Origin of the sequence: Pseudoalteromonas sp. Ps84H-4, assembly GCF_024124645.1 — a bacterium.
In the GTDB taxonomy this organism is placed as follows: domain Bacteria; phylum Pseudomonadota; class Gammaproteobacteria; order Enterobacterales; family Alteromonadaceae; genus Pseudoalteromonas; species Pseudoalteromonas lipolytica_C.
This window is the reverse complement of the sequence record NZ_JAMXSK010000001.1, coordinates 27,513-51,677: the sequence shown is the minus strand read 5'-3', so window position 1 is coordinate 51,677 and position 24,165 is coordinate 27,513. Positions and strand designations below refer to the sequence as shown.

Annotated in this window: 16 protein-coding genes and 1 other RNA gene; 10 read left to right on the top strand and 7 right to left on the bottom strand. The window is 41.0% G+C overall.

Annotated elements, in window-relative coordinates; all coding sequences use genetic code 11:
- Positions 1–389: 389 nt before the first annotated feature.
- A complete protein-coding gene (locus tag NH454_RS00215) occupies positions 390–1,295 on the top strand; it encodes a DMT family transporter (RefSeq protein ID WP_135924091.1) in 906 nt (301 codons plus the stop codon).
- Positions 1,296–1,319: 24 nt separating this feature from the next.
- Here NH454_RS00215 and NH454_RS00210 read toward each other — a convergent pair whose 3' ends face one another.
- Positions 1,320–2,198 carry an OmpA family protein gene (locus NH454_RS00210; RefSeq protein WP_253038133.1) on the bottom strand — a complete coding sequence of 293 codons (879 nt, stop codon included), beginning with the start codon at positions 2,196–2,198 and terminating at the stop codon, positions 1,320–1,322.
- A gap of 216 nt (positions 2,199–2,414) precedes the next feature.
- On the opposite strand from NH454_RS00210, the gene rnt reads away from it, so the two are divergent.
- Complete coding sequence (rnt, locus tag NH454_RS00205; protein WP_135924092.1) at positions 2,415–3,095, top strand: ribonuclease T; 681 nt, start codon at positions 2,415–2,417, stop codon at positions 3,093–3,095.
- On the opposite strand, the gene NH454_RS00200 is transcribed toward rnt, so the two are convergent.
- Positions 3,079–4,704 carry a FapA family protein gene (locus tag NH454_RS00200; protein ID WP_235383847.1) on the bottom strand — a complete coding sequence of 542 codons (1,626 nt, stop codon included), beginning with the start codon at positions 4,702–4,704 and terminating at the stop codon, positions 3,079–3,081. The two genes, rnt and NH454_RS00200, sit on opposite strands and share 17 nt — an antisense overlap.
- 277 nt (positions 4,705–4,981) lie before the next feature.
- On the opposite strand from NH454_RS00200, the gene ssrA reads away from it, so the two are divergent.
- The 3 genes from ssrA (at position 4,982) to NH454_RS00185 (ending at position 8,384) form a co-directional block, all read left to right on the top strand.
- Positions 4,982–5,339: a transfer-messenger RNA gene (gene ssrA, locus NH454_RS00195) on the top strand.
- Between the two features lie 207 nt (positions 5,340–5,546).
- Positions 5,547–7,085, top strand: coding sequence for a DUF2235 domain-containing protein (locus NH454_RS00190; RefSeq protein ID WP_235383620.1), 1,539 nt, complete (start codon positions 5,547–5,549; stop codon positions 7,083–7,085).
- A gap of 54 nt (positions 7,086–7,139) precedes the next feature.
- Positions 7,140–8,384, top strand: coding sequence for a hypothetical protein (locus NH454_RS00185; protein WP_253038024.1), 1,245 nt, complete (start codon positions 7,140–7,142; stop codon positions 8,382–8,384).
- A 101-nt stretch (positions 8,385–8,485) separates the two neighbouring features.
- Here NH454_RS00185 and NH454_RS00180 read toward each other — a convergent pair whose 3' ends face one another.
- Positions 8,486–9,202: an enoyl-CoA hydratase/isomerase family protein gene (locus tag NH454_RS00180; protein ID WP_235383622.1), complete on the bottom strand. Its 717-nt coding sequence runs from the start codon at positions 9,200–9,202 to the stop codon at positions 8,486–8,488.
- Positions 9,203–9,407: 205 nt separating this feature from the next.
- Here NH454_RS00180 and NH454_RS00175 point away from each other — a divergent pair, with 205 nt between their 5' ends.
- Positions 9,408–10,181 carry a sulfite exporter TauE/SafE family protein gene (locus tag NH454_RS00175; RefSeq protein WP_253038022.1) on the top strand — a complete coding sequence of 258 codons (774 nt, stop codon included), beginning with the start codon at positions 9,408–9,410 and terminating at the stop codon, positions 10,179–10,181.
- Here NH454_RS00175 and NH454_RS00170 read toward each other — a convergent pair.
- The 4 genes from NH454_RS00170 to mnmC all read right to left on the bottom strand — a co-directional run bounded on the left by NH454_RS00170 (position 10,171) and on the right by mnmC (position 15,387).
- Positions 10,171–11,649 carry a methyl-accepting chemotaxis protein gene (locus tag NH454_RS00170; RefSeq protein WP_135924106.1) on the bottom strand — a complete coding sequence of 493 codons (1,479 nt, stop codon included), beginning with the start codon at positions 11,647–11,649 and terminating at the stop codon, positions 10,171–10,173. The two genes, NH454_RS00175 and NH454_RS00170, sit on opposite strands and share 11 nt — an antisense overlap.
- A 7-nt stretch (positions 11,650–11,656) precedes the next feature.
- A complete protein-coding gene (locus NH454_RS00165) occupies positions 11,657–12,493 on the bottom strand; it encodes a transporter substrate-binding domain-containing protein (RefSeq protein WP_135924107.1) in 837 nt (278 codons plus the stop codon).
- Between the two features lie 83 nt (positions 12,494–12,576).
- Positions 12,577–13,212: an SDR family oxidoreductase gene (locus NH454_RS00160; protein ID WP_135924108.1), complete on the bottom strand. Its 636-nt coding sequence runs from the start codon at positions 13,210–13,212 to the stop codon at positions 12,577–12,579.
- A gap of 126 nt (positions 13,213–13,338) precedes the next feature.
- A complete protein-coding gene (gene mnmC / locus NH454_RS00155) occupies positions 13,339–15,387 on the bottom strand; it encodes a bifunctional tRNA (5-methylaminomethyl-2-thiouridine)(34)-methyltransferase MnmD/FAD-dependent 5-carboxymethylaminomethyl-2-thiouridine(34) oxidoreductase MnmC (protein ID WP_253038014.1) in 2,049 nt (682 codons plus the stop codon).
- 180 nt (positions 15,388–15,567) lie between these two features.
- Between mnmC and fabB the strand changes: the two genes are divergently transcribed.
- The 4 genes from fabB (at position 15,568) to NH454_RS00135 (ending at position 23,845) form a co-directional block, all read left to right on the top strand.
- A complete protein-coding gene (gene fabB / locus NH454_RS00150) occupies positions 15,568–16,782 on the top strand; it encodes a beta-ketoacyl-ACP synthase I (RefSeq protein ID WP_135924110.1) in 1,215 nt (404 codons plus the stop codon).
- A gap of 188 nt (positions 16,783–16,970) precedes the next feature.
- Positions 16,971–18,092 (top strand): 4-phosphoerythronate dehydrogenase, encoded by a 1,122-nt coding sequence (locus tag NH454_RS00145; RefSeq protein ID WP_253038013.1) that lies wholly within the window; start codon positions 16,971–16,973, stop codon positions 18,090–18,092.
- Positions 18,093–18,124: 32 nt separating this feature from the next.
- Complete coding sequence (locus NH454_RS00140; protein WP_135924112.1) at positions 18,125–19,141, top strand: aspartate-semialdehyde dehydrogenase; 1,017 nt, start codon at positions 18,125–18,127, stop codon at positions 19,139–19,141.
- A 321-nt stretch (positions 19,142–19,462) separates the two neighbouring features.
- On the top strand, positions 19,463–23,845 hold the full coding sequence (locus NH454_RS00135; protein ID WP_253038012.1) for a FimV/HubP family polar landmark protein: 4,383 nt from the start codon (positions 19,463–19,465) through the stop codon (positions 23,843–23,845).
- The last annotated feature ends 320 nt before the right edge of the window (positions 23,846–24,165 follow it).

Here is a 24,165-nt window from a genome sequence, read left to right as displayed (position 1 = left end):
TTCGTGAGAGGCAAGCAAGATATAACTTGTTTAACAAAACTTAAATAGTTTTGTTATAAATCAAAGAAATTAAATGTAACTTATGATTTACATGTGCAAACAGGCCGTTGAAAACGCCTAGAAACTTTATGGAAAATTGTCTGAGTTTTAGTGTTGACAAAATCACCATTTGGGTGGATTCTTAAGCTTCTTCAACTTACTTTTTAAATACCATGATGCAGCTAAACCAACGACCAACAAACAATTGTATGCGCCTGACCTCATCAGTCGTATGGTCTGTTATGTGCTGCGGTTAATTAAGTAAGTTTTACTAACCGCGTCCTAAGCGGTTGGTTATTTCTCTTTTAAATTCTCTTCCGCTTTTTTCGCCTTTTTAAAGGAATAAGCTTGTGCCTGTTAAAGCCTCATATTTTTTAATGGTGGTGATTTGGTCAACAACACCACTGGGTATTGTTTGGAGTAGTGAAACGGTAGCGCCGACCCTAGCCGTGTTTTTACGCATGCTGGTGGGACTGGTGTTGGCTGCCTTTGTCGTTGCTGTGGCTAATATCCGAGTGCCTTGGCATCGCCGCGCTTTGTTCCTCTATGGCTATTCGAGCATTGGTATTTTTGGTGGCATGTTATTAAGCTACATGGCCGCTAAAACGGTGCCTTCAGGGTTAATCTCATTGATGTTTGGTTTAGCGCCAATTTTGTCGGGCTTACTTGCGCAAAAGATCTTGAACGAACCTAAGTTCAGTGCGGTTAAACTTGCGGCACTTGGTTGCGCCTTAATTGGCTTATTTTTAGTGAGTCAGCGCCATATTCAAGGTGGGGTAGAGCAGCTTAGTGGTCTGCTATATGTATTTATGGCAGTGTGCTTTTTTAGTTTAAGTGGCGTGATGATCAAACGGGTAAGAATTGCTATTCACCCAATGGCCACCACATTCGGTGCTTTAGTATTTGTAACGCCACTGTTTTTTATTACTTGGTTGCTGGTAGATGGCCAACTTAATAGCCAGATGTGGAGCGCAAAATCACTGTACTCAATTGTTTACTTAGGCGTGTTTGGTTCATTAATTGGTGCACTGGCTTATTTTCATGTATTGCAAAAATTGAACGCGAGTACAGTAGCATTAACAACCTTGATCACACCGAGCTTTGCAATTGCTATAGGCGGCTTATTAAACGATGAACCAATAGATCAAGAGCTGGTAATTGGTGCAACGGTTATTATGATAAGCCTAGCGTTCTTCCAGTTTGGCGATAAATGGATAAAACGTTTTAAAGGTATCAAGCCATTAGAAATGGGTTAAAGCGAGTAGCCGCAATAGCGGCTGCTACATTTTAGCAATTTGAATCACTAAACGGCGGTTTGTGTTCCGGCCAAGAATGTTGTCGTTACTGGCAACATGGCGTTTTTCACCATATCCTTCAGTATCAATTTTATTTTCATCAATACCTAAGCTAACTATATAGTCTTTAATCGCTTTTGCGCGCTTTTTAGATAATTCGAGGTTATTCCAGCGGCCGCCGTAACTATCGGTGTAAGACGAGATTGATATAGAGGCAATACTCGTATCGTACTTTAAGTATTCAGCTATTTTCTCCAAACGCTTTTGTGATGTCTTAGTTAATTTGCTGCTGTTTGGTTCGTAATTCATTACAGTGAACGAAATATCTTCGAAACTGTAGGGCAACATGGCATCGCGACATTGTAAAAATGCCCAGTAGGCTTGCTTGAAGTTAACACTTGATAAGCCAACGGCAATTTTGTCGGCACTGTTTTGCCAGTCTTGGTAATAAAATGTCGGTTGGTAACCTTTTTCAAGTTCTGTGAGCATCTCCCACGCAGTTTTATTACCCAGTTCGCCGTCAAACTTTCGTAACAGCTTCATATTAGCTAAATCACGGGCTGGGATGCCTGCACGCCAGTGTGGTGGCACTGCTTTTAAGCCAGCAATGCTGTAGTTATCTGGCCTAACAACCATATCAAGATTAAAGTTAACGTCTTTATTTTTACTGGCCGTGGTGCTAAAAATAGCCTCACCATAGTAAGGAACTTCATGATTTAATTGGCATTCTAAGCGAGATGTTTTAACCATATTCCAGTTAGAAGTGTCTGCTGTTGCAGTGTACTCACGCATAGCTGCGCTTGTATGTGTGGCAGCAAATAGCGACATAAGGCTTAAACTTAAAGGGAGTAATGAAAACTTCATCACGGTAAATCTCCAACAAATCATCAATGCCAATTAATTGGCAAGTTTGTGTGCTAAATAGTTAAAACTGCATAGCACAGCGCTAGCTGATTAGTTTAAAGCAAATAATGTGCCTAAAAACTTGTTAAGAATATACGATTTCAGTGTATTACCCCTAGCAGAGCAGCCGTGGTTTTTGACATAATAGCCAGCTTACACTGGCAAACCAAGAAGACTATGGAAAATACTGAACAAACTCTTTTCGCAAAACGCTTTCGTGGCTTTTTTCCTGTTGTGATTGATGTTGAAACTGCAGGCTTTAATAAAGACACCGATGCGCTATTAGAAATTGCCGCATCTGTATTAAAAATGGATGAACACGGTGTGTTAAGTATTGATCACACAGTTCATTTTCATGTTGAGCCATTTGAAGGCGCGAATATCGAGCAAGCGGCTATTGAGTTTAATGGTATTGATCCGTTTTCAGCTTTACGTGGTGCTGTACCAGAAGAAGAAGCGATTAAAGAGATCTGTAAAGTTGTGCGCAAGGCACAAAAAGCAGCAGGTTGTCAGCGTTCAGTGGTTGTAGCACATAACGCAGCGTTTGATCATGGCTTTCTAAATGCAGCGATTGAGCGTTGTAAAATTAAGCGTACACCATTTCATCCATTTGTTAGCTTTGATACCACTTCACTTGCAGGGCTTGCGTTAGGGCAAACCGTTTTAGCCAAAGCATGTAGAGCTGCTGGCATTGAGTTTGATAACAAACAAGCTCACTCAGCGCTTTATGATACCGAACGCACCGCCGAGCTATTTTGTTTGATCGTTAATCGCTGGCAGCAACTTGGTGGTTGGCCGCTACCAGAAACCGAAGTAACTGAAGAAGAACAAGACTCAGCCGCTAAAACGACTGAGTAATTTTTCCTTCAACATAGCGCAGCATATTAGGAGGGTAGATACGTGAAAACTGTTTACTCTCTTGCGCAATCTTAAGCTCCACCCCTGGGTGCATCAACTCATTTACTTTAAGCCTGCTTGTTGCTAGTAATCGTGAAATTTTTAGTTTGACCAAATGCTTTTTCTTTTTCGTACTGGCCGTTTTTAACTTAATTTGCTGCTCACTGGCGGTGATCTTATTAATGTAATGCGCACGCTGGGCTGGGTCTGGTATTTTACTGGCCTTTTTTCGTGCTTGCTGTAGAGCTGCGGCTTTTGTCGCTAATAACTTTTCAAAGTCATTAATTTGCTGCTGTTTTTGGCGTAAATCATGCCAGTACTGCGCTATAAAAACACGAGTTTTGGTGCCTGATGGCGCACCAAGCTCGCCTGTTTCAATTCGCATAGCATCTAAAATATTGCCACCAATAATTTTACCGCGAGGATTGTTCGCTTTGCCTACACGAATAAGTCGTCTAGCACTTAAATCACAGTGCAATGCTTGGCGCTCTATAAACAGATCTTGCTGTGTTTTAATGTGGCAATATTGAGCATAACCAACAGAAATAGTGCGCTCGGCGGTAATATTGCAAGTAAAGGAATCTGCATTATCACGTTTACGACCAATCGCACCTAGCATAATTGTCACTTCGCTCTTGCTTTCAATAGTCGCAGATTCGACAAAACCTAATACTGTAATATCGCCCGTTGCTTTAACGAACATACCATCTTTAATATCACCACTGATAATAACACTGCCATCAAACTCAACATGACCTGTACTTACATCAACATGATGAAAACACAATACATCATCAACACGCATACCACGGGGTAGGGCAACAGGCACCCCTTTAGCATCCGCGATCAGCATATTGCTATTAGCTGGGTCAATTCGTGTGCCTTCGAATGGTTCAAGAGGGAGATCTTTTCCGGGTTTAGCGGGTAAAACATCACCAAATACAGTAAAGCCATCTTCTCCACCGGTTGCAGGAACTCGCTGCATTAACGGCGTCCCAGGCTTAACTGTGATAATGGCACCTAAGTTGCGCATATCCACTTTACCGCCAGTGGTTTCTTGTGGGCTTAATACGCGGTCTTGTGCTGTTGAGCATAAACGCACGAATTTAGCATCAGTGCCTTCTTTGGGCATTCTGCCATGTGCAATAATAGCGGAGTAATGGGCGCCGGGGGGCTGTTTAAATTGTTGCCCTAAAAATGTATCAAGCGCTCGGATACTAATACCTTTTACAACACCGGCTTCAGCCAGCATTGCTTTAGCACAGTCCATGCTGATAATTTTTCCACCGCGGGCAGTTGTTATACTTGCTTCAACCACCATGTTTTTTTCATCAATGCTAATTTTTAACTGTGCATCTACAGCTTTAGCAACAATCAAAGACTGAGTTTGGTAATGGCTACTTGGCGTGAATAGCTTGCCGATATTGGCATCTACTAACTCAAAATTAGCATAAGGCGATTGTTCAATCGCTTCTATCAATTGTGCACTATTGATAGGAAAACCTGCATCTCGTGGGTGTTCTTGCAAAGAGACATCACCACTTTGCTTATCGAAGGTAAACATCGACATTTAGTAAGTCCTGTAAAATACGGCTTGTTATTATAGTTATGTGTTGCTACAGGATTTTTATAGTAGAGGTAACAACAACCCCCATTTCAGCACAACTTTTGTACTATGTTAAGATAATGTATGCATTAAATGTAAAAATATGTATAAAAACTGATATTTCCTGTTTGAAATTTCAGCATTCAAAGGGACTTAGCAAAAATAACCTCATTAATGCCTTGAGTAAAAACGACTTACTCAGTTATACTGCTTGCACACTCTGAATGAGATACCAAATTCAGGGGCTGATTAGGATTCGACGGAATTCAAGACGCCCGAGGTGCATGTCGAGGTGCGGTTGGCCTCGTAAAAAAGCCGCAATTTAAAGTAATCGCAAACGACGATAACTACGCTCTAGCGGCATAATAGCCCGCTAGCACTTCTCCGGTGTATGTCTGTGGACCCGGTTCTGAAGTGTCACCCTACACAGACTCGCTGCGGAAACCCTGGCCGGGGTTGAAGGGCTAAAACTAAGCGGCCTCGCCTTTGCAGATCGTGTTCGTCCGAGCTGTAAAGGTTAACTAAAAGACGATACTAAGCATGTAGTACCAAAGGTCGAGGCTTTTCGGACGGGGGTTCAAATCCCCCCAGCTCCACCAAATATGAAAAAGGCTGCTCTCAGAGCAGCCTTTTTTATTTCAAAAACCAATCGGTTACAACAGTTGAACTAAGAATGTGAAACTGTTTCCTCTTAAAAGTACCTTCTCAGAAAATTCCTAAATTACATTATTGAAGTGGTTAAATTTTGACTTTATAGAGGCCGTTGCCTAGATAAGTTAGACAAATGAACATACAAGGATGTACTTATGGCTAATTTAATTATTTGTTGTGACGGAACCTGGAATAACCCAAGTCAAGAAGATAACGGCATACCCGCACCCACAAATGTTGTAAAGCTTTACCATGCTCTAGCAAAAAAAGATGGTATGGGGGAGTTACAAAAAGCATATTACCACCCAGGGCTTGGTGGTGAAGAAACAGGTTTAAAAGATTCGATTGTTGATGGAGCTTTAGGAAAAAGCATTAAGCGCCATATTTGTAGTGCCTATTACTGGTTGGCAAATAACTATTGCGATGGTGATAAAGTCTATATATTTGGTTTTAGTCGCGGCGCCTTTACAGCAAGAAGTTTAGGCGGGCTACTTAATCTAGGCTTGCTTGATTTTAGCAAAATAGATAAAAGTGAGGAACAATGGGAGCATGTTCATAAGCATTTTGATAACTATAAATCAGGTGTTAAAACTATTGAACCCAGCCAGTTTTTAAATCACAAAGCTGCTCTACCGATTCATTTTATTGGTGTATGGGATACCGTAGGGGCGCTAGGTATTCCTAATGATATGGAGCTTTTTAACTTATTAGATAATCCTGCCTCATGGCGTTTCCACGATACCACGCTTGGCAAACATATAAATATTGCTAGGCATGCAATGGCTATGGATGAAAAAAGGAGTAGCTTTTGTGTTACTCGCTGGACTGAGTATGCAAGTGATCGTGACGTTAAAGAAAAATGGTTTCCGGGCGTGCACTCTGATGTGGGCGGTGGATACAGCAATACTGACTTATCAGATATAACACTTGAATGGATGTTAAAAGAAGCAGCCGAAGCTGGATTAGTTTTTAGAGACGGAATATTTGAGCAATTGAAGCCAAATCCCGCAGGTGTGTTACACAACTCTTATAAAGGCATTTTTGCTAAGTTTAGATCACGACCTCGAAATATCGACTGTGTTGTTGCTGAAAACCAAGCGCACTTCCATGAAAGTGTGTTTCAACGACAAGCAGTCTCGCCTATAGAGCATCCTGAATATTGGCCAACAATAAAATTAGCAAAAAATGAATCTTCACAAGTAAATATCTTTGCAAAGCAGCATTGGACTCCTACCTATATTTATATGGAAAAAGGGCAGCGATATATTTTTGAATCTGAAGGATGTTGGCAAGATAGCAAAGATGTGTGCGACTGGTTAGGGACAGAAGATGGCAAGTTAACAGCTGGCGATATTATTAGATTTGCATCGTCTATTTGGGGGATGACAGAGCGCAAATTTAAGCAAGCAACAGAAAATAGATCTACAGATTTTTGGGGAACCAAGCGAATAGAGCATATGCCTTGGTTTATAGCTGTGGGCTGTATTGCTAATGATTCAAACCAAGAAAAAGCAGTACCAAATGATGGCAGTCCTCATCCGCATCAGTATGTTGCGCTTCCTAGGCATCAAAATAAACCTAACGCTTTAAAAGTTGAATCTTCAGGGTATTTTTATGCTTTTCCAAATGATGTTTGGTCCCTGTACCGTAATAACCAAGGAAGTATTCAACTTAAAGTAACAAGAATATCTTAATTGAAAGATTCTATTGCAAAATATATTTCTGTAAATGTTATATCGGGGGTCATAATGGATGATATTGACATAGTTAAATTAGAAAAATTAGCCCAAAAAAATGATCCTGAGGCGTTATTCCGTTTATCTGAAGTCTACCGGGTAGGGAAGCATTTTAAAAACATAGGCCATTACAAAAAGGATGCAATAAAATCTAAAGAGTTATTATCAAATGCTGCGAAGTTAGGATGTAAAAAAGCTATAGAAATTTTAGAGAAAAAATATTCGAAAAGCTACAAAAAGCTAGTTCAAGAAGAAAATGATTTCCTAAAGCTAAAGAGAGATAGTAACAATGGAGATCCTCAAGCATTATTTGAATTTGGCCTATTGTTACTAAAAGGAAAGAGGTTTCTCACAACGGATCTAAAAATAGATAAAAAACAGTCAGAAGAGTTCATACAGCTCGCCTCTAAAAAAGGGCATATTGAAGCCCAAGAATATATGATTAAATTACAAATTGATCGAAGTAAAGAAATGCTGAGTGTATTGAAAAAAAATACCTTTCAAGAGAAAAAGTCAAATTCAATCTTGGAAGATATCATCAAATTAAGTAACCAGAATGATTATATAGATATAGATAAATTAGTTAGTGATTTTACTCCTGTTAATTACATGCTGCATGCTTCATCTTCAAAAAGAAAAGAGGAAGATATTTTTTTACGATTCAATGAAAATAATGTGAAGTTGATAGCATTTCTATTCTCAAGAAATACTATTGATAAAAATAAAACTTTAATTTCTAATAATCTTGACTATTTTGATAAGCGGTCAAATAACTATATAGATATCTATTGCGCAGGTTTCAAAGAAAGTGATGAAGTAAACAATGATGGAGTTTTAGTAGGAGAAAAATATTGGACTTATTCTGACACTAGATTTGATGAAGATAGACGTTTACTTGAGTCTGAAACTAGCTGGAAGTTTAGCGGAGAGATAGATCTTATTTTAGTTAGTGTAAAAAGAGGAACAAGTGCAGATAAAGTATTTGTAGATTACTCACAAGCAATAGTTTGTCACTTGTCAGAACTAATTGAAATAAAAGCTTTTAATTCTATAGAGGCATTTTTTGAAAAGCTATTTCAATATGCGGAGTATGCAGATCCGAGTAACCCAATTTGGAATTTAAGTGATAAATTTGGATTAAGGCAATGTAAGTCTACGCTGATTAAGTTTGTACTATCTTTGCTGCCAGCTTCGTTTTCTAAGGATTTAATGTTGCTCACCAAGTTTGCGTTAACTGATATTACGAAAGGAAAGTAGTATCGTTGAAATTAAATAGGAATAGAAATTAACTCTCTATCCCTCTATGTGAATTGTGGCAATCTTTGGCTCATCAGCCTTGAATTCAATTTTAGAAAATTCTAAACAATCAACTGAACGGTATCAATAATCGGTTTGTTTTCTATATCTATGGTGTCGATGATGTGTTTGTGTAGGCGCTTTTTGTGCTCGGCGAAAATAGCGCGTTTTTTATCGAATTGGCTGGCAAATTCGAGGGCGGTATTTAACAAGGTTTCGTTGTCTGGGCAGGCTTGTTCGATAACATGATCAGCGGCAAGTTCGTCTGCAGTAACACGGCGGCCCGTTAGCATCATCTCGTTAAAACGATAGTCTGGAATGGCTTTTTTAATGAAGGCGAGCATGCCCGGTAAAAACGGAATTGATAAGTCCACTTCGGGGAAGCAGAAGAAACCACGGTCGCTTTGCATAAACCTAAAATCACAGGCGCACGATAAAATTGCGCCATTACCAAATGCATGGCCGTTTATCGCTGCGATTACTGGCATTGGGAACAGTAATAGGCGTTTGAATACCGCGTCCATTGAGTGCATAAAGCCACTTACTTCTGCAAATTTTTGTGTTTTTAATGCGGGCATAAGCCAATCGGTGTCTATGCCTAAACTCCATGATTTTTCGCTGCTTGAAGTGATCACCAGTGCTTTGTGTTCAGGGTTACTTTCGATTTCGTCAAGGCAAGTTAAAAAGGCCTCTGCAAAAGCAGGATTGTGGCGATTTTCAGCTGTTGTCATAGTTAATATAGCAACAGATCCTTGTGTACTTACATTCATCAGTGTCATGCTGTGCCTTTAATTTTATTGTGTTGTGGGCATAGTTATATACCATCGGTTTAACAAAATAAACCACAAGTCTGACCAGTTGTGAATTTAGGGGCACTTCTCTTTTGGTTGATATGGTCTTTTAGTCGAAACGATTTTCCAATTTGTCGCTAATAGTGGTGAGTCATGGTAGCGTTAGATCAAACACACTATTTAAAGCATAACAATGGATTTGTTCAGTTGGCAGTTTTTGGGTGGAGATTTATTAAGTCCGATCAGCACAATAATGCTCATTGTGGTTGCCGGCTTTACTTCAATGATTTCAGCAGCTTTTGGTGCGGGTGGCGGTTTAATGTTGCTGGTGATCATGGCAACTATGCTTCCTATGAGTGTGGTTATTCCTGTTCATGGCTTAGTGCAGTTAGGCTCTAATGCAAACCGCTTTTTGTTCACGTTTAAACATATTGATGGTGCTATGTTTGTGTACTTCTCTTTAGGGGGAGTCATAGGTGCGCTGGTTGCTTCAACGATTGTCACATCAATTCCGCTTGAATTAATGAAAATAGTCGTTGCCGCCTTTGTGCTTTATTTACTGTGGGGAGTTACGCCGAAGCTTAGAGAAACCTCAAAGTTATGGCGTGTTCTCGCTGGGCTTTGGACCACGTTTATCTCGATGTTTGTAGGGGCAAGTGGGCCTTTGGTTGGCAGCTGCTTATATGTAAATAATTATAATAAGCTTAAATTTACCTCCACATTCTCAAGCTGCATGACAGTGCAACATACCTTAAAAGCGATTTTATATGGGGCTGTCGGGTTTGCATTTTGGCAGTGGTTGCCGCTGGTTATGCTCATGATAGTTAGCGGCGCTTTAGGTACTTGGTTTGGCCTTAAGTTATTGCACCGCATTTCGTCAGATAAATTTAAAAAGATTTTTCGTTTAGTGTTAACGGTGCTTTCCCTGCAACTTGCGTGGCAGGGGATCATGGCTTTTAATATTTAAATAAACCCAGTTTAGCAACGATGCCGCGCTCTAATTCGTTAAGCTGGCCTATGGTGTTATCAAGGTGTTGAGCTTCTTGCGATAGGCTCTTAGCGCCTTGGTTAATGAGTTGCATGGTATTTAATATATCAGCGGTCACACTGGTTTGCTCTTCAGAACTTGCTGCAACGCTCTCGTTCATTTGATTAATGGTATTGATTTGTTTAGCAATATCTTTAAACACTGCTTGGCTTTTTTGATTTGCTTGGCTCACTTTATCGCTCAGTGACTTGCTTTGCTCCGTAGCGGTTACGCAATCAGAGGTATTATTGTGTAGCGATACAATAATCGACTCAATCTCAGACGTTGAATCATAGGTTTTACTAGCAAGCGCTCTTACTTCATCGGCTACCACAGCAAAGCCACGACCAGATTCACCTGCACGAGCTGCTTCAATAGCAGCATTTAAAGCCAGTAAATTGGTTTGCTCGGCAATACTTTTTATAACATCGAGCACTTGGCTAATTTCATTACTACTGGCGTTTAGTTGTTTAACTACGTTTGATGTATGGTCAAGTTGTGCAGCTAATTCGTCAACCATGTTGCCATTGGCATTCATATTTTGTTCGCCTTGTTGGCATAAGCGATGAACGTCGGTGGTTTGCTGCGCGGTTTGATTAGCTCCTTGGGCAATCTCTTTGGTTGCTTCACTTAACTGACTAAGCGCATTGGTTGCAGAATCTGTGCGGTTATATTCAAGCTCGGCTTCGTTTTTAGAGCGCACAGATGCTTCGTTTACTGTGCTGGCAATCATTTCAAGCTCACTGGCTGTGCTGCCTAGCTCTGTAATTATTTCTTGTACTTGCGCTATAAAGCGATTGAAACCATCAACTAAATAGCCAATTTCATCATTCGATTGGTAGCTAATGCGTTTTGTTAGGTCGCCTTCACCTTTGACAATTTCATCAACAAGGCTATTTACGCTATCGATTGGTTTTATCACTAACAGTCGCACGATATAAATAATCACCACACCCAAGGCGATAAAAGAGACTAGCAAGGTAATAAACATGGTTCGTGTTGATTCAGCAATAGTGCTATGCAGTGCTTGTTGTGAGTAACCAATTTTTATATGACCTATTAAATTATCTAAATAGTGCAAATCAATAGTTTTGCTAACCGATGCACTATTGCTTTGTTTAGCGATAGCGGCAAGTGGCTTATTGCGATGATCTGTCACTGAAATACTATGTACATGTTTGTTTTGCGAAAAAGCTTTAATAATCTGATTGATTAACGGCTCATCATAAGAGAATACCGGTTCAGCTAAAATAACCTGCATTTGCTCATTAAGGGCAGTGATGTCATCTTGCCATTGCTGTGTCTGATTCGACTTTGCCAGCAGGTAGTTTGCGCTGATCACGAAGATCACGCTTAGTAAAAGGCACAAAGACAGTGCCAAAGTCATTTTGTATTTTAATGATTTCATTGTGCGCTCATTGAAATGGGTTAAACCACAAAGGGCTATTTTTATTAGGTGTGTTCGACGATAACGTTGGGTTATCTAGCTCAATAACGCGACGCGAGCTTAAATTGGCTTTTGATAAAACCGTTTGTACTTGGCTGTCTGCCAAAAACATGGCGTTAAATGTGCCATCGGCAATCATCTCGTTTAGGGCATCATTTAGCTGTTTATGTAGTGTGTGATTGTTTTTGTTGACGAAAAAGTAAAGTGGTGCGGTGTACTTAATAACTAAGTATGGCTCAACAGTGAGGTTAAGCTCTGAGTGATTGGCAATTTCATCCCAAGGTTCATTCACCCCACGTGGGAAGTAGTCAAAGCGCTCGCCCTCAAGCATTGGAAACAAGTTAGGGTATTTTAATGTGGTAACAACGGGCAGTTGATTCGCTTTTAATATTTTCGTGTCTGGCCAAGTTTTACCTTGCCCAGCGGTGAAGCGTTTTAAATCTTGTAAACTAGTTACCGAGCTAAACAGCTCGCGATTTTGTGCTTTCACAATCGCGACTCGCATGCCAAGTAAGCCACGAAACAAGGGAATATAAACAGCTTGATAATCTTGCTCTAACTGAGTAGATGTCATGCTCCACATCACATCCAGCTGGTTGTTTTTTACATCGTTTAAGATACGTGCATTAGAGATATCTTTATTGGTTTCGTAAGGATGAACATACTCTAAGCCAGCACGTTCAATGGCGCTGATCAATAATTTGTGGGGAAGGGAGGTATCGCCACTGTAGCTTTGTACTTTTACCGGTGCGGCGAAACAAGCCGACGTAAAAGCAAAGCAAAAAAGAAAAGCAAAATGACGCATAAAGCACCTTTGTTATTATTATGTAAACAATAAACTAAAGTGCTTTACGCGCTTTCTCAATCTTATTTCTTATGCATACGTATTCAATCGCTCAGAAGGCTGTCGATTGATTTATCACCATTAAACAATTCAAACACTCTTGGCTTTTTCGGTGTATGTTCAGCAAGGTATAGCAGGGTATCGGCCACATCTTCACGGTTGATCACCGCATCTTGGCGGGTTGCAGGGCGTGTGGTGGTTAATAATCCCGTTGCTGCATCATTTAACAGAGTGCCAGGTCTGACTATGCTGTAATTTAATTTGCTATTGATTAAATGCTGGTCAGCCATGTGCTTAGCAACTAAATACGGTTTTATACTGCTTTCAATGTTGTCTGGGGCATCAGCACCAATTGAGCTGACCATAATAAAGTGCTTAACCTTGGCATCTGCCGCATAATTAATCGCTTTAACAGCGGCCCATAAATCAATTAATAAGGTTTTATCTGCACCTGTTGAACCACCAGATCCAGCACTAAAAATTACTTGTTCAACGCCCTCGAATGCGCGACTAAAATCGTTTTCGAGGTCTTGCTCAACAATCGTTAAATTATTATTTTCAAGCGTACTCAGTTTGCTCTTGTCTCTAACCAGAGCCACTACGTCATGACCGCTTGCCAGCATTTTTTCGGTGGTCATTTTACCTATTTGACCTGTGGCGCCAATGATTAAGGTCTTCATATCAAACTCCTTCTAATTACTGTGTAAGTAAAGACCTTGGGGTGAGGAATTATTTTTAAAGGGGAAACTAAAAACGAAATTGTAATCAAGAACAATAATGGGGCTAATTAAAGCCCCATCCAACCGCTAAATTTTATTGCGAATTAAATCGCGTACAATAAAGCGGGCGGGGTGAATAGCTTGGCTCACACGTTCACTAAATGGTCTTGGTTCATTGTTTAAACAAGCAATTAAATGCTCAGCACACAAAGGGGCACTACACAGGCCTCTTGCGCCAAAGCCAGTAAGCACATGCAAGCCCTGCTGAGGTTTCGTTAAAGCTTGGTATTGATAACGCTTACCCAAGCGTAGATTGGCAAACGCATTTATATAATCACTTTGTTCAGCCCACTCACCAGCCATAGGTAGATGGTCGATGAAGGTACATCTTACAGCTGCTTTTGCCGCTGTTATTTCACCTAAGGTCGTTGCAAACTCGCTGTCTTTGTAAAAACTTAATAGTTGTTCGCGATTGGTATGGTTGTCTTGCTCTTTAACTTCACGGCTTTTTGAGTTTTTTTCAAAGGTTGCGCCCATACAATGATGGCCATGATATTCAGGAGTAAAATAGCCCTTATGGCAAAGCACTGTCTTTAGGCGTTTTGACTGCTCGCTTGCTTGCACATGCGAGACTTGGCCGCGCACACCAACAACAGGCAGTGCGTGAGTTTGGCTAAACTGGTCACTGTGTTCACCTGCACAGTTAATTACATCGCTAAAAGGCCCAAATGTTTGCTCTTTGCTGTGTAAAAGCCAGCCGTCAGCGGTTTTTTCGAGTTTTTCAATATGGCAATTAAAGTGGCTATCTATTTTACTATTGTTACTCGCACTTAAGGAGTTTGCTGCTTTAAATAATGCTGTAACAAGTGCTGGTGGATTTACCCAACCGCCTTTTGCAAAGAATACACCTGAGTAGCCCGTTTCTACACCGGCAATTTTGTCACCTTCTTCGGCACTTACATTGCGCATTAATTCAGTTGGCCAAAGTTCTTTATCGGCAAGGTTTTGATGTTTATCAGCTAGGCCTTGTTTAACCGCATGTTGCAATACACCACACCACTGGTGAGGGTAGTCAAAACCATCATCAAGCAATTGCTGATAAAGACGCATCGCATATAAAAAACTATGGGCAAACATTTCACTGTGCGGTGAATTCTTCGCTTGTAAATGCGGATAAACAGCTCCTTGTACATTGTGTGAAGCGCCCATGGCAAGGGCTTTATCTTGGCAAAAAAGTGTGGCATTCAGGCCTCTTTTAGCCAGTGAATACAGTACGCAGCTACTGGCAATACCGCCGCCGATAACAGCTACATTACTCAGTTCACTTCGTTGGTGAGCAAAATACGCTGGTCCTGATTGTTGCTGATTAGGCTCGGTTAGCTCGCCAATCAGCATTTCGCGTTTTTTACCATAGCCTTTAGCTTTACTCATTTTAAAGCCTGCTTCGATTAGCCCTCTTCTGACAAAGCCTGCGGCAGTGAAAGTGGCGAGTGTGGCATTTGCTCTTGAAATAGTTCGCATTTTGTTAAACAAACTTTGCTGCCACATATCTGGGTTTTTACTTGGAGCAAAGCCATCTAAATACCAGGCATCGATAACTCCTTCACTTGGGTAGCTCATGGTATCGATGCTGTCTTGTACGTCACCAAAATAAAGGTCGAGTATTAGCTTGCCGCCAGCAAATTCAAGACGATGACAACCGGCCAAATTAATAGGGTATTGAGCAATCAGTTGCTCACTATAATCGCTTAAATTAGGCCAGGCTTTAAGTGCTTGTGTGAGGTCATCACGCTTAATAGGGTATTTCTCGAATGAGATAAAGTGCAGTCTATTTACGCATTTATTGCCACTAAGGTCGTGTTGATTTTGAACTTCTAGCTCTGCATGCTGCCTATCAAGGTGAGCAGCAAAATGTTGCCAGGTATTTAAAAAGTTAAGCCCAGTACCAAAGCCTGTTTCAGCAATGGCAAAGTGGTTACGGTCATGATTTTGTAATCGTTGCGGGATATTGTTTTGTTGGTAAAAAACATAATGTGATTCGGCTAAGCCATCGTCGTTAGAGAAATAAACATCGTCAAACTGATCGGCGACAGGGGTACCAAGGTGATTAAAATGAATATGTGCGTTTTTGATCATGGTTTAACTAATTAACTACAAACTTTTTTTAATTATTTTACGTGTTTTCTTTGAAATAGTCTGGCGTTATTTATAAGCTAGACATTCAGAGTACAAGTGTACGCTAGAAAGCTGACCACTTCGAAAGTAATTTCAGCGTAAAATAGAACACAATTTAGTATAGAGCTAAGGTAATTACCCATGAGAAGAGCCGTTATTACGGGCATCGGTGTTGTTTCAAGCATCGGTAACAACAAAGAAGAAGTATTAGAATCATTAAAACAAGGCCGCAGTGGTATTGCATTCAACCAGGAATTTGCCGACTACAACCTACGTAGTAACGTTTCGGGCAAAATCGATATTGATGTTAAAGAGTTTGTTGATCGTAAAGCAATGCGTTTTATGGGCGATGCAGCTGCATACGCTTATATCTCAATGGCACAAGCAATTGAAGATGCTGGCCTTAGTGAAGAGCAAGTTTCAAACGAGCGCACTGGTTTATTAGTGGGTTCAGGTGGTGGTTCGTCTAAGTGGCAAGTTGAGGCAGCTGACATTTTACGTGAAAAAGGCGTAAAACGTGTTGGTCCTTACATGGTACCACGTACTATGGCGAGCACGACTTCTGCATGTCTTGCAACACCTTTCAAAATTAAAGGTGTTAACTACTCAATCAGTTCTGCGTGTGCGACATCGGCACACTGTATTGGTCATGCGGTTGAGCAAATTCAACTAGGTAAGCAAGACGTTATTTTTGCAGGTGGTGGTGAAGAGCTTCACTGGACACTTGCAATGGAATTCGATGCAATGGGTGCATTGTCTACTAAGTACAATGAAACACCAGAGAAAGCATCACGTACATACGATGCAAACCGTGACGGTTTTGTTATCTCTGGCGGTGGCGGTATCGTTGTTGTTGAAGAATTAGAGCATGCACTTGCTCGTGGTGCGCACATCTATGCAGAAATCACAGGCTACGGTGCAACTTCTGATGGTTATGACATGGTAGCTCCATCAGGTGAGGGCGCTGTACGTTGTATGAAGCAAGCAATGCAAGGCCTTGAAGGTGGTATTGATTACTTAAATACGCATGGTACTTCAACACCAGTTGGCGATGTTAAAGAGCTTGGCGCTATCCAAGAAGTATTTGGTGGTAACTCTCCAATGATCAGTGCAACTAAGGCGATGACAGGTCATGCTTTAGGTGCAGCAGGCGTACACGAAGCAATTTTCTCGCTATTAATGCTTGAGCATAACTTTGTTGCTCCATCAATCAACATAGATGAACTGGATGAGCAAGCACAAGGTCTAAATATCGTAACTGAGCGTAAAGACGTTGAACTAAATACAGTTATGTCTAACAGCTTTGGTTTTGGTGGCACGAACGCCACTCTCGTAATGAGCAAATATAAAGGTTAAACCTCTCCAGTATTTGCTTAAAGCCGAGCAATTGCTCGGCTTTTTCATTCTCGCTTTTAATTCCAACTGAAACTCGCACCTTGAGGTGGTTTGGGTATAAATAACCCCAAAATCGTCTTAGTTGTTACCTATCCGAATACCGATAAATTCGCTACAATAGCGCCACTTTCTGCCTCTCGGACACACAAATGAAAATTCTTGCAGATCAAAATATGCCATTGGTTGAGCAGTACTTTGCCGATTTTGGTGATGTTGAGCGATTTGATGGCCGTAATCTACAACCAGAGCAGCTAGTTGGAGTCGACATTTTGTTAACTCGCTCGGTGACCAATGTAGATAAAGCCCTACTAACTCAAGCAGATAAATTAAAATTTGTGGGCACAGCAACCATAGGTGTTGATCACATTGATACCGAATTACTTGCTGAGCGAAATATCGCATTTAGCAGCGCCCCTGGTTGTAATGCCGTGGCGGTAGCTGAATATGTTATTAGTAGCTTATATGCCTTGAGCCAAGAAAATGCCAGCTCATTACAGGGTAAAACCATAGGGATAGTTGGTGTTGGCAGTATAGGAAGCTGCTTACGTGATAAGTTAAGCTTGCTTGGTATTAATGTGTTGCTATGTGACCCACCAAAGCATGAAGCTGGTGAACTTGCAGAACACATTGAGTTAGACACATTACTAGCTCAAGCTGATATTGTGACTTTTCACGTGCCATTAGTTAAGCAGGGGCCGCATAAAACCTTGCACATGCTTAATGAAACACGCTTAAAGGCACTTAAGCCTGGAATGACAATTATCAATGCAAGCCGTGGTGATGTAATTGATAACCAAGCATTGCTAGCATTGTTTGAACAAGGTGCCCAATTAGATTGCGTGCTTGATGTTTGGGAAAATGAACCCAATATACTGACTCCTTTGCTTGATTATGTGCGTTATGCCAGTGTGCATATTGCAGGGCATACACTCGAAGGCAAAGCTCGCGGCACACAAATGCTGTATCAGCAAGTGTGTGAGCTTGAAGGCATCGCAGCGCTTAAGTCTCTGGACGATTTTTTACCGGAGCCAATCAGCCACTGTGTCACACTAGGTGAAACCTTTAACCTAGACGATATAGGTCGCTTAGTGCATCTAATTTATGATGTGCGTCGTGACGATGGCATTTTACGAAGTAAATTAGCAAGCGAAGGCTTTGATAGTTTACGCAAGAATTACCCGCCACGACGAGAGTTTAGTACTTTATCGGTGGCTGCCAACAGTGCATGTGAAGGCGTATTAGCTGCACTGGGATTTAGAATTAACGAATAAAGCCATTTGCTTTATTCAACAGAGGAAAACACATGTCGCAAAAATTTAATGTAGCCGTATTAGGTGCCACTGGTTTAGTGGGTCGTCAAATTATCGAAACCCTAGAAGATCGTAAGTTTCCAGTTGACCAATTATTTTTACTCGCAAGCAGCCGCAGTGCTGGTGAAGAAATTCAATTTCGCGGTGAAAGCATTGAAGTAATCGATGTTGAAGAATTTGATTTTAGCCAAGCTCACATTGGTTTATTTTCAGCAGGCGGTAGTGTTTCTGAAAAATACGCACCGATTGCGGCAGATGCTGGCTGTGTGGTAATTGATAATACCTCACACTTTCGTAATGACTTCGATGTGCCATTAATCATTCCTGAAGTGAATGCATCGAGTTTAGCTGATTTCAGAAACCGCAATATTATTGCAAACCCTAACTGCTCAACTATTCAAATGCTGGTGGCGTTAAAGCCAATTTATGATGCTTATGGTATTGACCGCATTAATGTTTCAACTTATCAAGCAGTATCAGGTGCAGGCAAAGAAGCGGTTGATGAACTTGCTAAGCAAACAGCAAACTTAATGAATGCGCGCCCGATGGATAATGCTGTTTTCCCTAAACAAATCGCTTTTAACGTGATCCCGCAAATCGACAGCTTTGAAGATAACGGTTATACACGCGAAGAAATGAAAATGGTGAACGAAACACAAAAAATCCTAGGTGATAACAGCGTAGTGGTTAACCCTACCTGTGTTCGTGTACCTGTGTTCTTTGGTCACAGTGAAGCGATTAATATTGAAACGCGTATGCCGGTAGATATCGAACATGTGAAGCAGCTATTAAACGATGCACCAGGTGTTGAGTTTATTGAAGACTTAGCGGATTACCCAACAGCAGTGTCTGACGCTAGCGGCAACGATACTGTGTATGTAGGGCGTTTACGTGCCGATATTTCGCATCCACATGGTTTAAATATGTGGGTTGTTAGTGATAACACACGTAAAGGTGCGGCAACAAATAGTGTGCAGATTGCTGAAGAGCTAATCGCAAATTATTTGTAAATCTGATGATTTTGGCTGAGCTATAAGTGAAAGAGAGCGGCAATTTGCCGCTTTTTTTGTGAATTCACTGCCAAATTATTGCCGCATACGCTGTAAAAGCGTATAAACTTAACAATAACAATAAATAAAACTCTCAGCCGTAGATATTTAAGCTATTTACTTTCAAAGTGTTGCGATGGATATTGCCTAGCATCTGGTTTATAGTCTGCAGCTGGAATAGAGCTTGCAAGAAAGCATAATTAAGAATCAATTCTGCAAGAATTACTTGATGTTTAAGCAACCAAGGTTGCTGCGTTAACATTTAAAACATAAAGGATCAGCATGCGCGGTTTAGCAACACTCTTCATATTAGCGTCTGCATTGGTGGTTACACCGACATACTCTGATGAAGGCTCCACACTTAAAGGCCCTAAAGGGGTCGACTATGGTGAGCAAGGGCGATCAATTGGCCCAATAAAGCCAACTGATACGTTATGGCGTATTGCCGCAAAAATTCGTCCTGATAACTCAGTTTCTATTTATCAAGTCATGCAAGCATTGTATGACAAAAATCCGTCGTCTTTTTTAGACCAAAACCTTAATCATATGCGCGATGGCGCATACCTTAAAATCCCAACAATTGCAGAGATGCGTGCGGTCAATCCCACGTTAGCAAAAGCGCGCTCAGAGCAAGATGATGAATTATGGGAAAAAAAGAAAAACGGCACGTTAACGACTGCTGAAATAAATGAATCACAAAAGAATGTAACGCAGGCTCGTAAAGTCGATGTAGACGAAGCAAAACAAGAGCTTAAACAAGAAATAAATACGATCAAAGCAGAGCAAGGCACTCAGCTTGTTGAGTTGCAAAAGCAATTTAAATCGTCGGTCGAGAATGTAGAAGAAATTTTAGAAGAGAATAACAAACTAAAAAAACAGTTAACGGGTATATCTAAGGAGCTTGAGACTGTTCGGGATCAACTTGGTCAAGACAGTGAAATCCAAAAGCAGCTTAAAGAGCTGATAGCCAAGCAAAACGAAATTATAGAGCAGCAAAGAGCAAAAAAGATTGAAGAGAACAGTGGGTTTAATTTTTCGTCTATTCTGAGTAACCCATTTGTTCTCGGTGCTTTAATGTTTCTACCGGCTTTGCTGATAATTGCAGCCGTTGTGATGTTCTTGAAAAAACGCAATAGCAGCGAAACTGATGATATTGATGACGATGAGTTTTTACCGCAAAGCCCTGTCCATACGCCAGATGATGATCTTGATCCAATTGTAGAAACTGATCCACTTGTCCCTGAGCCTTCAGACGATGATGACGAACTAAGTGTCCGATTAGATGACGATCAAGATATGCTGCCAGACGATGATATTATTTTCGACGACAGTATTGATGATAGTTTCGATGACGACGATAGCGTATTAAATCAAGATGAACTAAACGGTTTGCTTAGCGATGATATTGAGTTTGCTGATGAGTCGACAGCGGGCGTTGACGACGATGATTTGGATGCATTTTTACAGCAAGATTTTGACCAAACAGACGATAGTTTAGGTGATGAAATAGATCTGGATAGTGAACAGTCAGATACTGACTTATCGGGCGATATTTTAAGTGCTGACGATATTGATGACTTGTTCGACAATGATGCAGATGATTCACTTGATGATACAAATGAAGATATGGCGGCTCTAAGTGAAGAGCTTGCTGAAGATGATTTTGATATTGATAGTTTAATTGATGAGCAAAATGCGAGTGCAGATGATAATCAAGACGTTGATTTAGATGATATTGATGACTTACTCGATGCTGCCGATGAGCAACCAACAGCAGGCAATGTAGAAGCAGAACTCATTGATGAAGACGATTTCGATATTGATAGTCTAATTGATGATACACAAGCAGAAGACGACTCTGATGATATTGATTCGTTAATAGAAGAAACTAAAAACGAACAGCCTGCACAGCAAAGTGATATTGATGACTTAATTGACGAAGATGAGTTAGACGAAGACGACCTTGATGCGTCAATAGATGATACCGCAGAGGAAGTTGAGGCTGATGATTTAGCCGATGAGCAAGACGATGACGATACGTTTGATCTCGATGATATTGATTCTTTAATCGACGATGTAGCCGAGCAAGAGGCACCAGCAGAAGAGCCTGCGGTTGATGATTTAGCCGATGAGCAAGACGATTCAGATACTCTTGATATCGATGACATTGACTCTTTAATCGATGATGTAGCCGAGCAAGATGCAGCAGCTGAAGAGCCTGCGGTTGATGAGTTAGTCGATGAGCAAGACGGTGACGATACGTTTGATCTCGATGATATTGACTCATTAATCGACGATGTAGCCGAGCAAGACGCACCAGCAGAAGAGCCTGTTGTTGATGAGTTAGTCGATGAGCAAGACGATGACGATACGTTTGATCTCGATGATATTGACTCTTTAATCGACGATGTAGCCGAGCAAGACGCACCAGCAGATGAGCCTGTGGTTGATGAGCTAGTCGATGAGCAAGACGATTCAGATACTCTTGATAGCGATGATATTGACTCTTTAATCGACGATGTAGCCGAGCAAGAGGCACCAGCTGAAGAGCCTGCGGTGGACGAGCTAGTCGACGAGCAAGACGATGACGATAGCCTTGATAGCGATGATATTGACTCTTTAATCGACGATGTAGCCGAGCAAGAGGCTCCAGCTGAAGAACCTGCGGTTGATGAGCTAGTCGATGAGCAAGACGATGACGATAGCCTTGATAGCGATGACATTGACTCTTTAATCGACGATGTAGCCGAGCAAGAGGCACCAGCTGAAGAGCCTGCGGTTGATGAGCCAGTCGACGAGCAAGATGATGACGATAGCCTTGATAGCGATGACATTGACTCTTTAATTGACGATGTAGCCGAGCAAGATGTAGTAGCTGAAGAGCCTGCGGTTGATGAGCTAGTCGACGAGCAAGACGATGAAGATAGCCTTGATACCGATGACATTGACTCTTTAATCGACGATGTAGCCGAGCAAGACGCAGTAGCTGAAGAGCCTGAGGTTGATGAATTAATCGACGAAGGTGATCTTGAAGAAAGTGATTCAGAAGATGCACTTGAAGAAGACGATATAGATTCTTTACTTGATGAAGTTGAACAAGCACAGCCAAGCAGTTCTGAGGACGAGTTAGCTGACTCTTTAGATATGGGCGACTTAGACTCACTACTGGAAGAAGATGATGATGAAGCTGTTTCAGATGATGAGCTTGAACAGTTAATTCAAGAGGCTAATGAACTTAAAGAAGATACACAAGCTCAGATAGATGACTTAAGTCATGATGATGCCCAAAGCCAAGAACACGATGAGAGTTTACAAGAGTCACTAGAAGATCTAGCTGATGCAGACCAAGCAATAGACGACTTGAATGTTGAGTCAGTGGCTTCTGATTTAGTCGATATTGATGAAGCGCTCAATCACGAGTTTAACGAAGACACCGATGATCTACTAGATGACGAAGATTCACTGGATGAATTTGATGATCCATCACTAAAAAGTGTTGATGAATTATTAAGTGAAATAGGTGAAGACGAAGATGATTATATAGCAGCTCCAGACTGGTCTATTGATGATGAACCTCAAGAAGATATTGAAGAAGTTGAAATAGATTTAGGTGACGATCCTCTTGCCGATGATCAACTAACAGATGAATTTGACCTAGGCGTTGAAGATGAGCCTCTCGTTCAAGACACAGTTACACCGAGTCAAGAACTTGATGAATACCCTGAACTTGAGTTAGATGATGCTGGTTTTGAGTCAGAAGACTCAATTGATGAGTTCCAAGATGATTTATCTTTACAACCAAGTCAGGCAGAGCAAGATCTTGCAAATTCACTGGCGGGTGGTAATGAACTTAATCAGTTAGAGGATGACTTTGACGATGAGTTGTTGCTAGATAATGAGTTTACTGAGCAAGATGCTCTAGAATCTGAAGATGACTTAACAGAGTCAAATGATGCAGTGGGTACAAGTGCTGAGTCTGAGCTGCCGACAGCTGCAGATAATAGCGATAACCTTGAGAGCGAAGCGGAGTTTGAGCTAGACCTTGACGATATTGAGCTTGAACATGAAGACGAAGCTGACACCATCGCAGACATTGAATCAGAAATTGTGGGCAGTGATGACTTAACTACGCTATCTGATGATGAAATCGACGATGATTTCATGGCTGATTTAACTCAAACAGACTTTGATGCGCTGCTAAATGAGCTAGCAGAGCCAGATGAAGCCGACATTGCAGATGCCAGTGAGTTTGATGTTGATTTTAACGCACTGTTAAATGAAGACTTGCAGGTTGAAAACGACGCACAGCCAGAGCCTGAGGATAATGTATCAGCAGCTCAAGAGCCTGAGTCTACAGGCGATGAGTTTGTTGATATTGACTCGTTACTTGAGCAAAGCGACGATGAAGCATTAGACCATGAACCTTACGATGAGGTTGATATGGATGTAGGGCTTAGTGATTTTAATGAATTACTCGCAGGTGACAACCCAACAGATGTTGATGCCGAAAGTGGCGGATACTCAGCAAAACTAGACCTTGCAAGGGCATATATTGAAATCGACGACTTTGATGCTGCATTACAAGCCATTGAAGATGTGATCGAAAATGGCCCAGAAGAAGTGCAAGAAGAAGCACTTTCGTTGAAGGCTAAGATTAAAGAGTAATACTATCCAATAATAAACCGAGCCAACGAGCTCGGTTTTTTTATGTCTGCTGCACAGCATTCTGTACTCAAGCCATGTAATAATCTGTAATACACAAGTGAATTTCTCCATCTTACTATTTAACTGAACCATGAGGGTTTAGCTAAAAATTTACTAGGAGAAGGAAAATGAGTTCACTTTATGTATCAATCGATGGAAGACCAGTATCCGATGTATTTACTCAATTAGCCGATACAGCGTTTGAAATACTAAAAAATGAAGGGAATGCCTCAACGCAGATAGTGCCTGAAATTGTGAATAACACCAACAAAACATGGCGT

Bases quoted from the DNA above. Each gene is read 5' to 3' on its own strand.
- NH454_RS00180 (WP_235383622.1), bottom strand. From the start codon at position 9,202: ATGACACTGATGAATGTAAGTACACAAGGATCTGTTGCTATATTAACT.
- mnmC (WP_253038014.1), bottom strand. From the start codon at position 15,387: ATGATCAAAAACGCACATATTCATTTTAATCACCTTGGTACCCCTGTC.
- NH454_RS00160 (WP_135924108.1), bottom strand. From the start codon at position 13,212: ATGAAGACCTTAATCATTGGCGCCACAGGTCAAATAGGTAAAATGACC.
- NH454_RS00140 (WP_135924112.1), top strand. From the start codon at position 18,125: ATGTCGCAAAAATTTAATGTAGCCGTATTAGGTGCCACTGGTTTAGTG.
- NH454_RS00175 (WP_253038022.1), top strand. From the start codon at position 9,408: ATGGATTTGTTCAGTTGGCAGTTTTTGGGTGGAGATTTATTAAGTCCG.
- NH454_RS00210 (WP_253038133.1), bottom strand. From the start codon at position 2,198: ATGAAGTTTTCATTACTCCCTTTAAGTTTAAGCCTTATGTCGCTATTT.
- NH454_RS00185 (WP_253038024.1), top strand. From the start codon at position 7,140: ATGGATGATATTGACATAGTTAAATTAGAAAAATTAGCCCAAAAAAAT.
- NH454_RS00135 (WP_253038012.1), top strand. From the start codon at position 19,463: ATGCGCGGTTTAGCAACACTCTTCATATTAGCGTCTGCATTGGTGGTT.
- rnt (WP_135924092.1), top strand. From the start codon at position 2,415: ATGGAAAATACTGAACAAACTCTTTTCGCAAAACGCTTTCGTGGCTTT.
- NH454_RS00165 (WP_135924107.1), bottom strand. From the start codon at position 12,493: ATGCGTCATTTTGCTTTTCTTTTTTGCTTTGCTTTTACGTCGGCTTGT.
- NH454_RS00200 (WP_235383847.1), bottom strand. From the start codon at position 4,704: ATGTCGATGTTTACCTTCGATAAGCAAAGTGGTGATGTCTCTTTGCAA.
- NH454_RS00170 (WP_135924106.1), bottom strand. From the start codon at position 11,649: ATGAAATCATTAAAATACAAAATGACTTTGGCACTGTCTTTGTGCCTT.
- fabB (WP_135924110.1), top strand. From the start codon at position 15,568: ATGAGAAGAGCCGTTATTACGGGCATCGGTGTTGTTTCAAGCATCGGT.
- NH454_RS00145 (WP_253038013.1), top strand. From the start codon at position 16,971: ATGAAAATTCTTGCAGATCAAAATATGCCATTGGTTGAGCAGTACTTT.
- NH454_RS00190 (WP_235383620.1), top strand. From the start codon at position 5,547: ATGGCTAATTTAATTATTTGTTGTGACGGAACCTGGAATAACCCAAGT.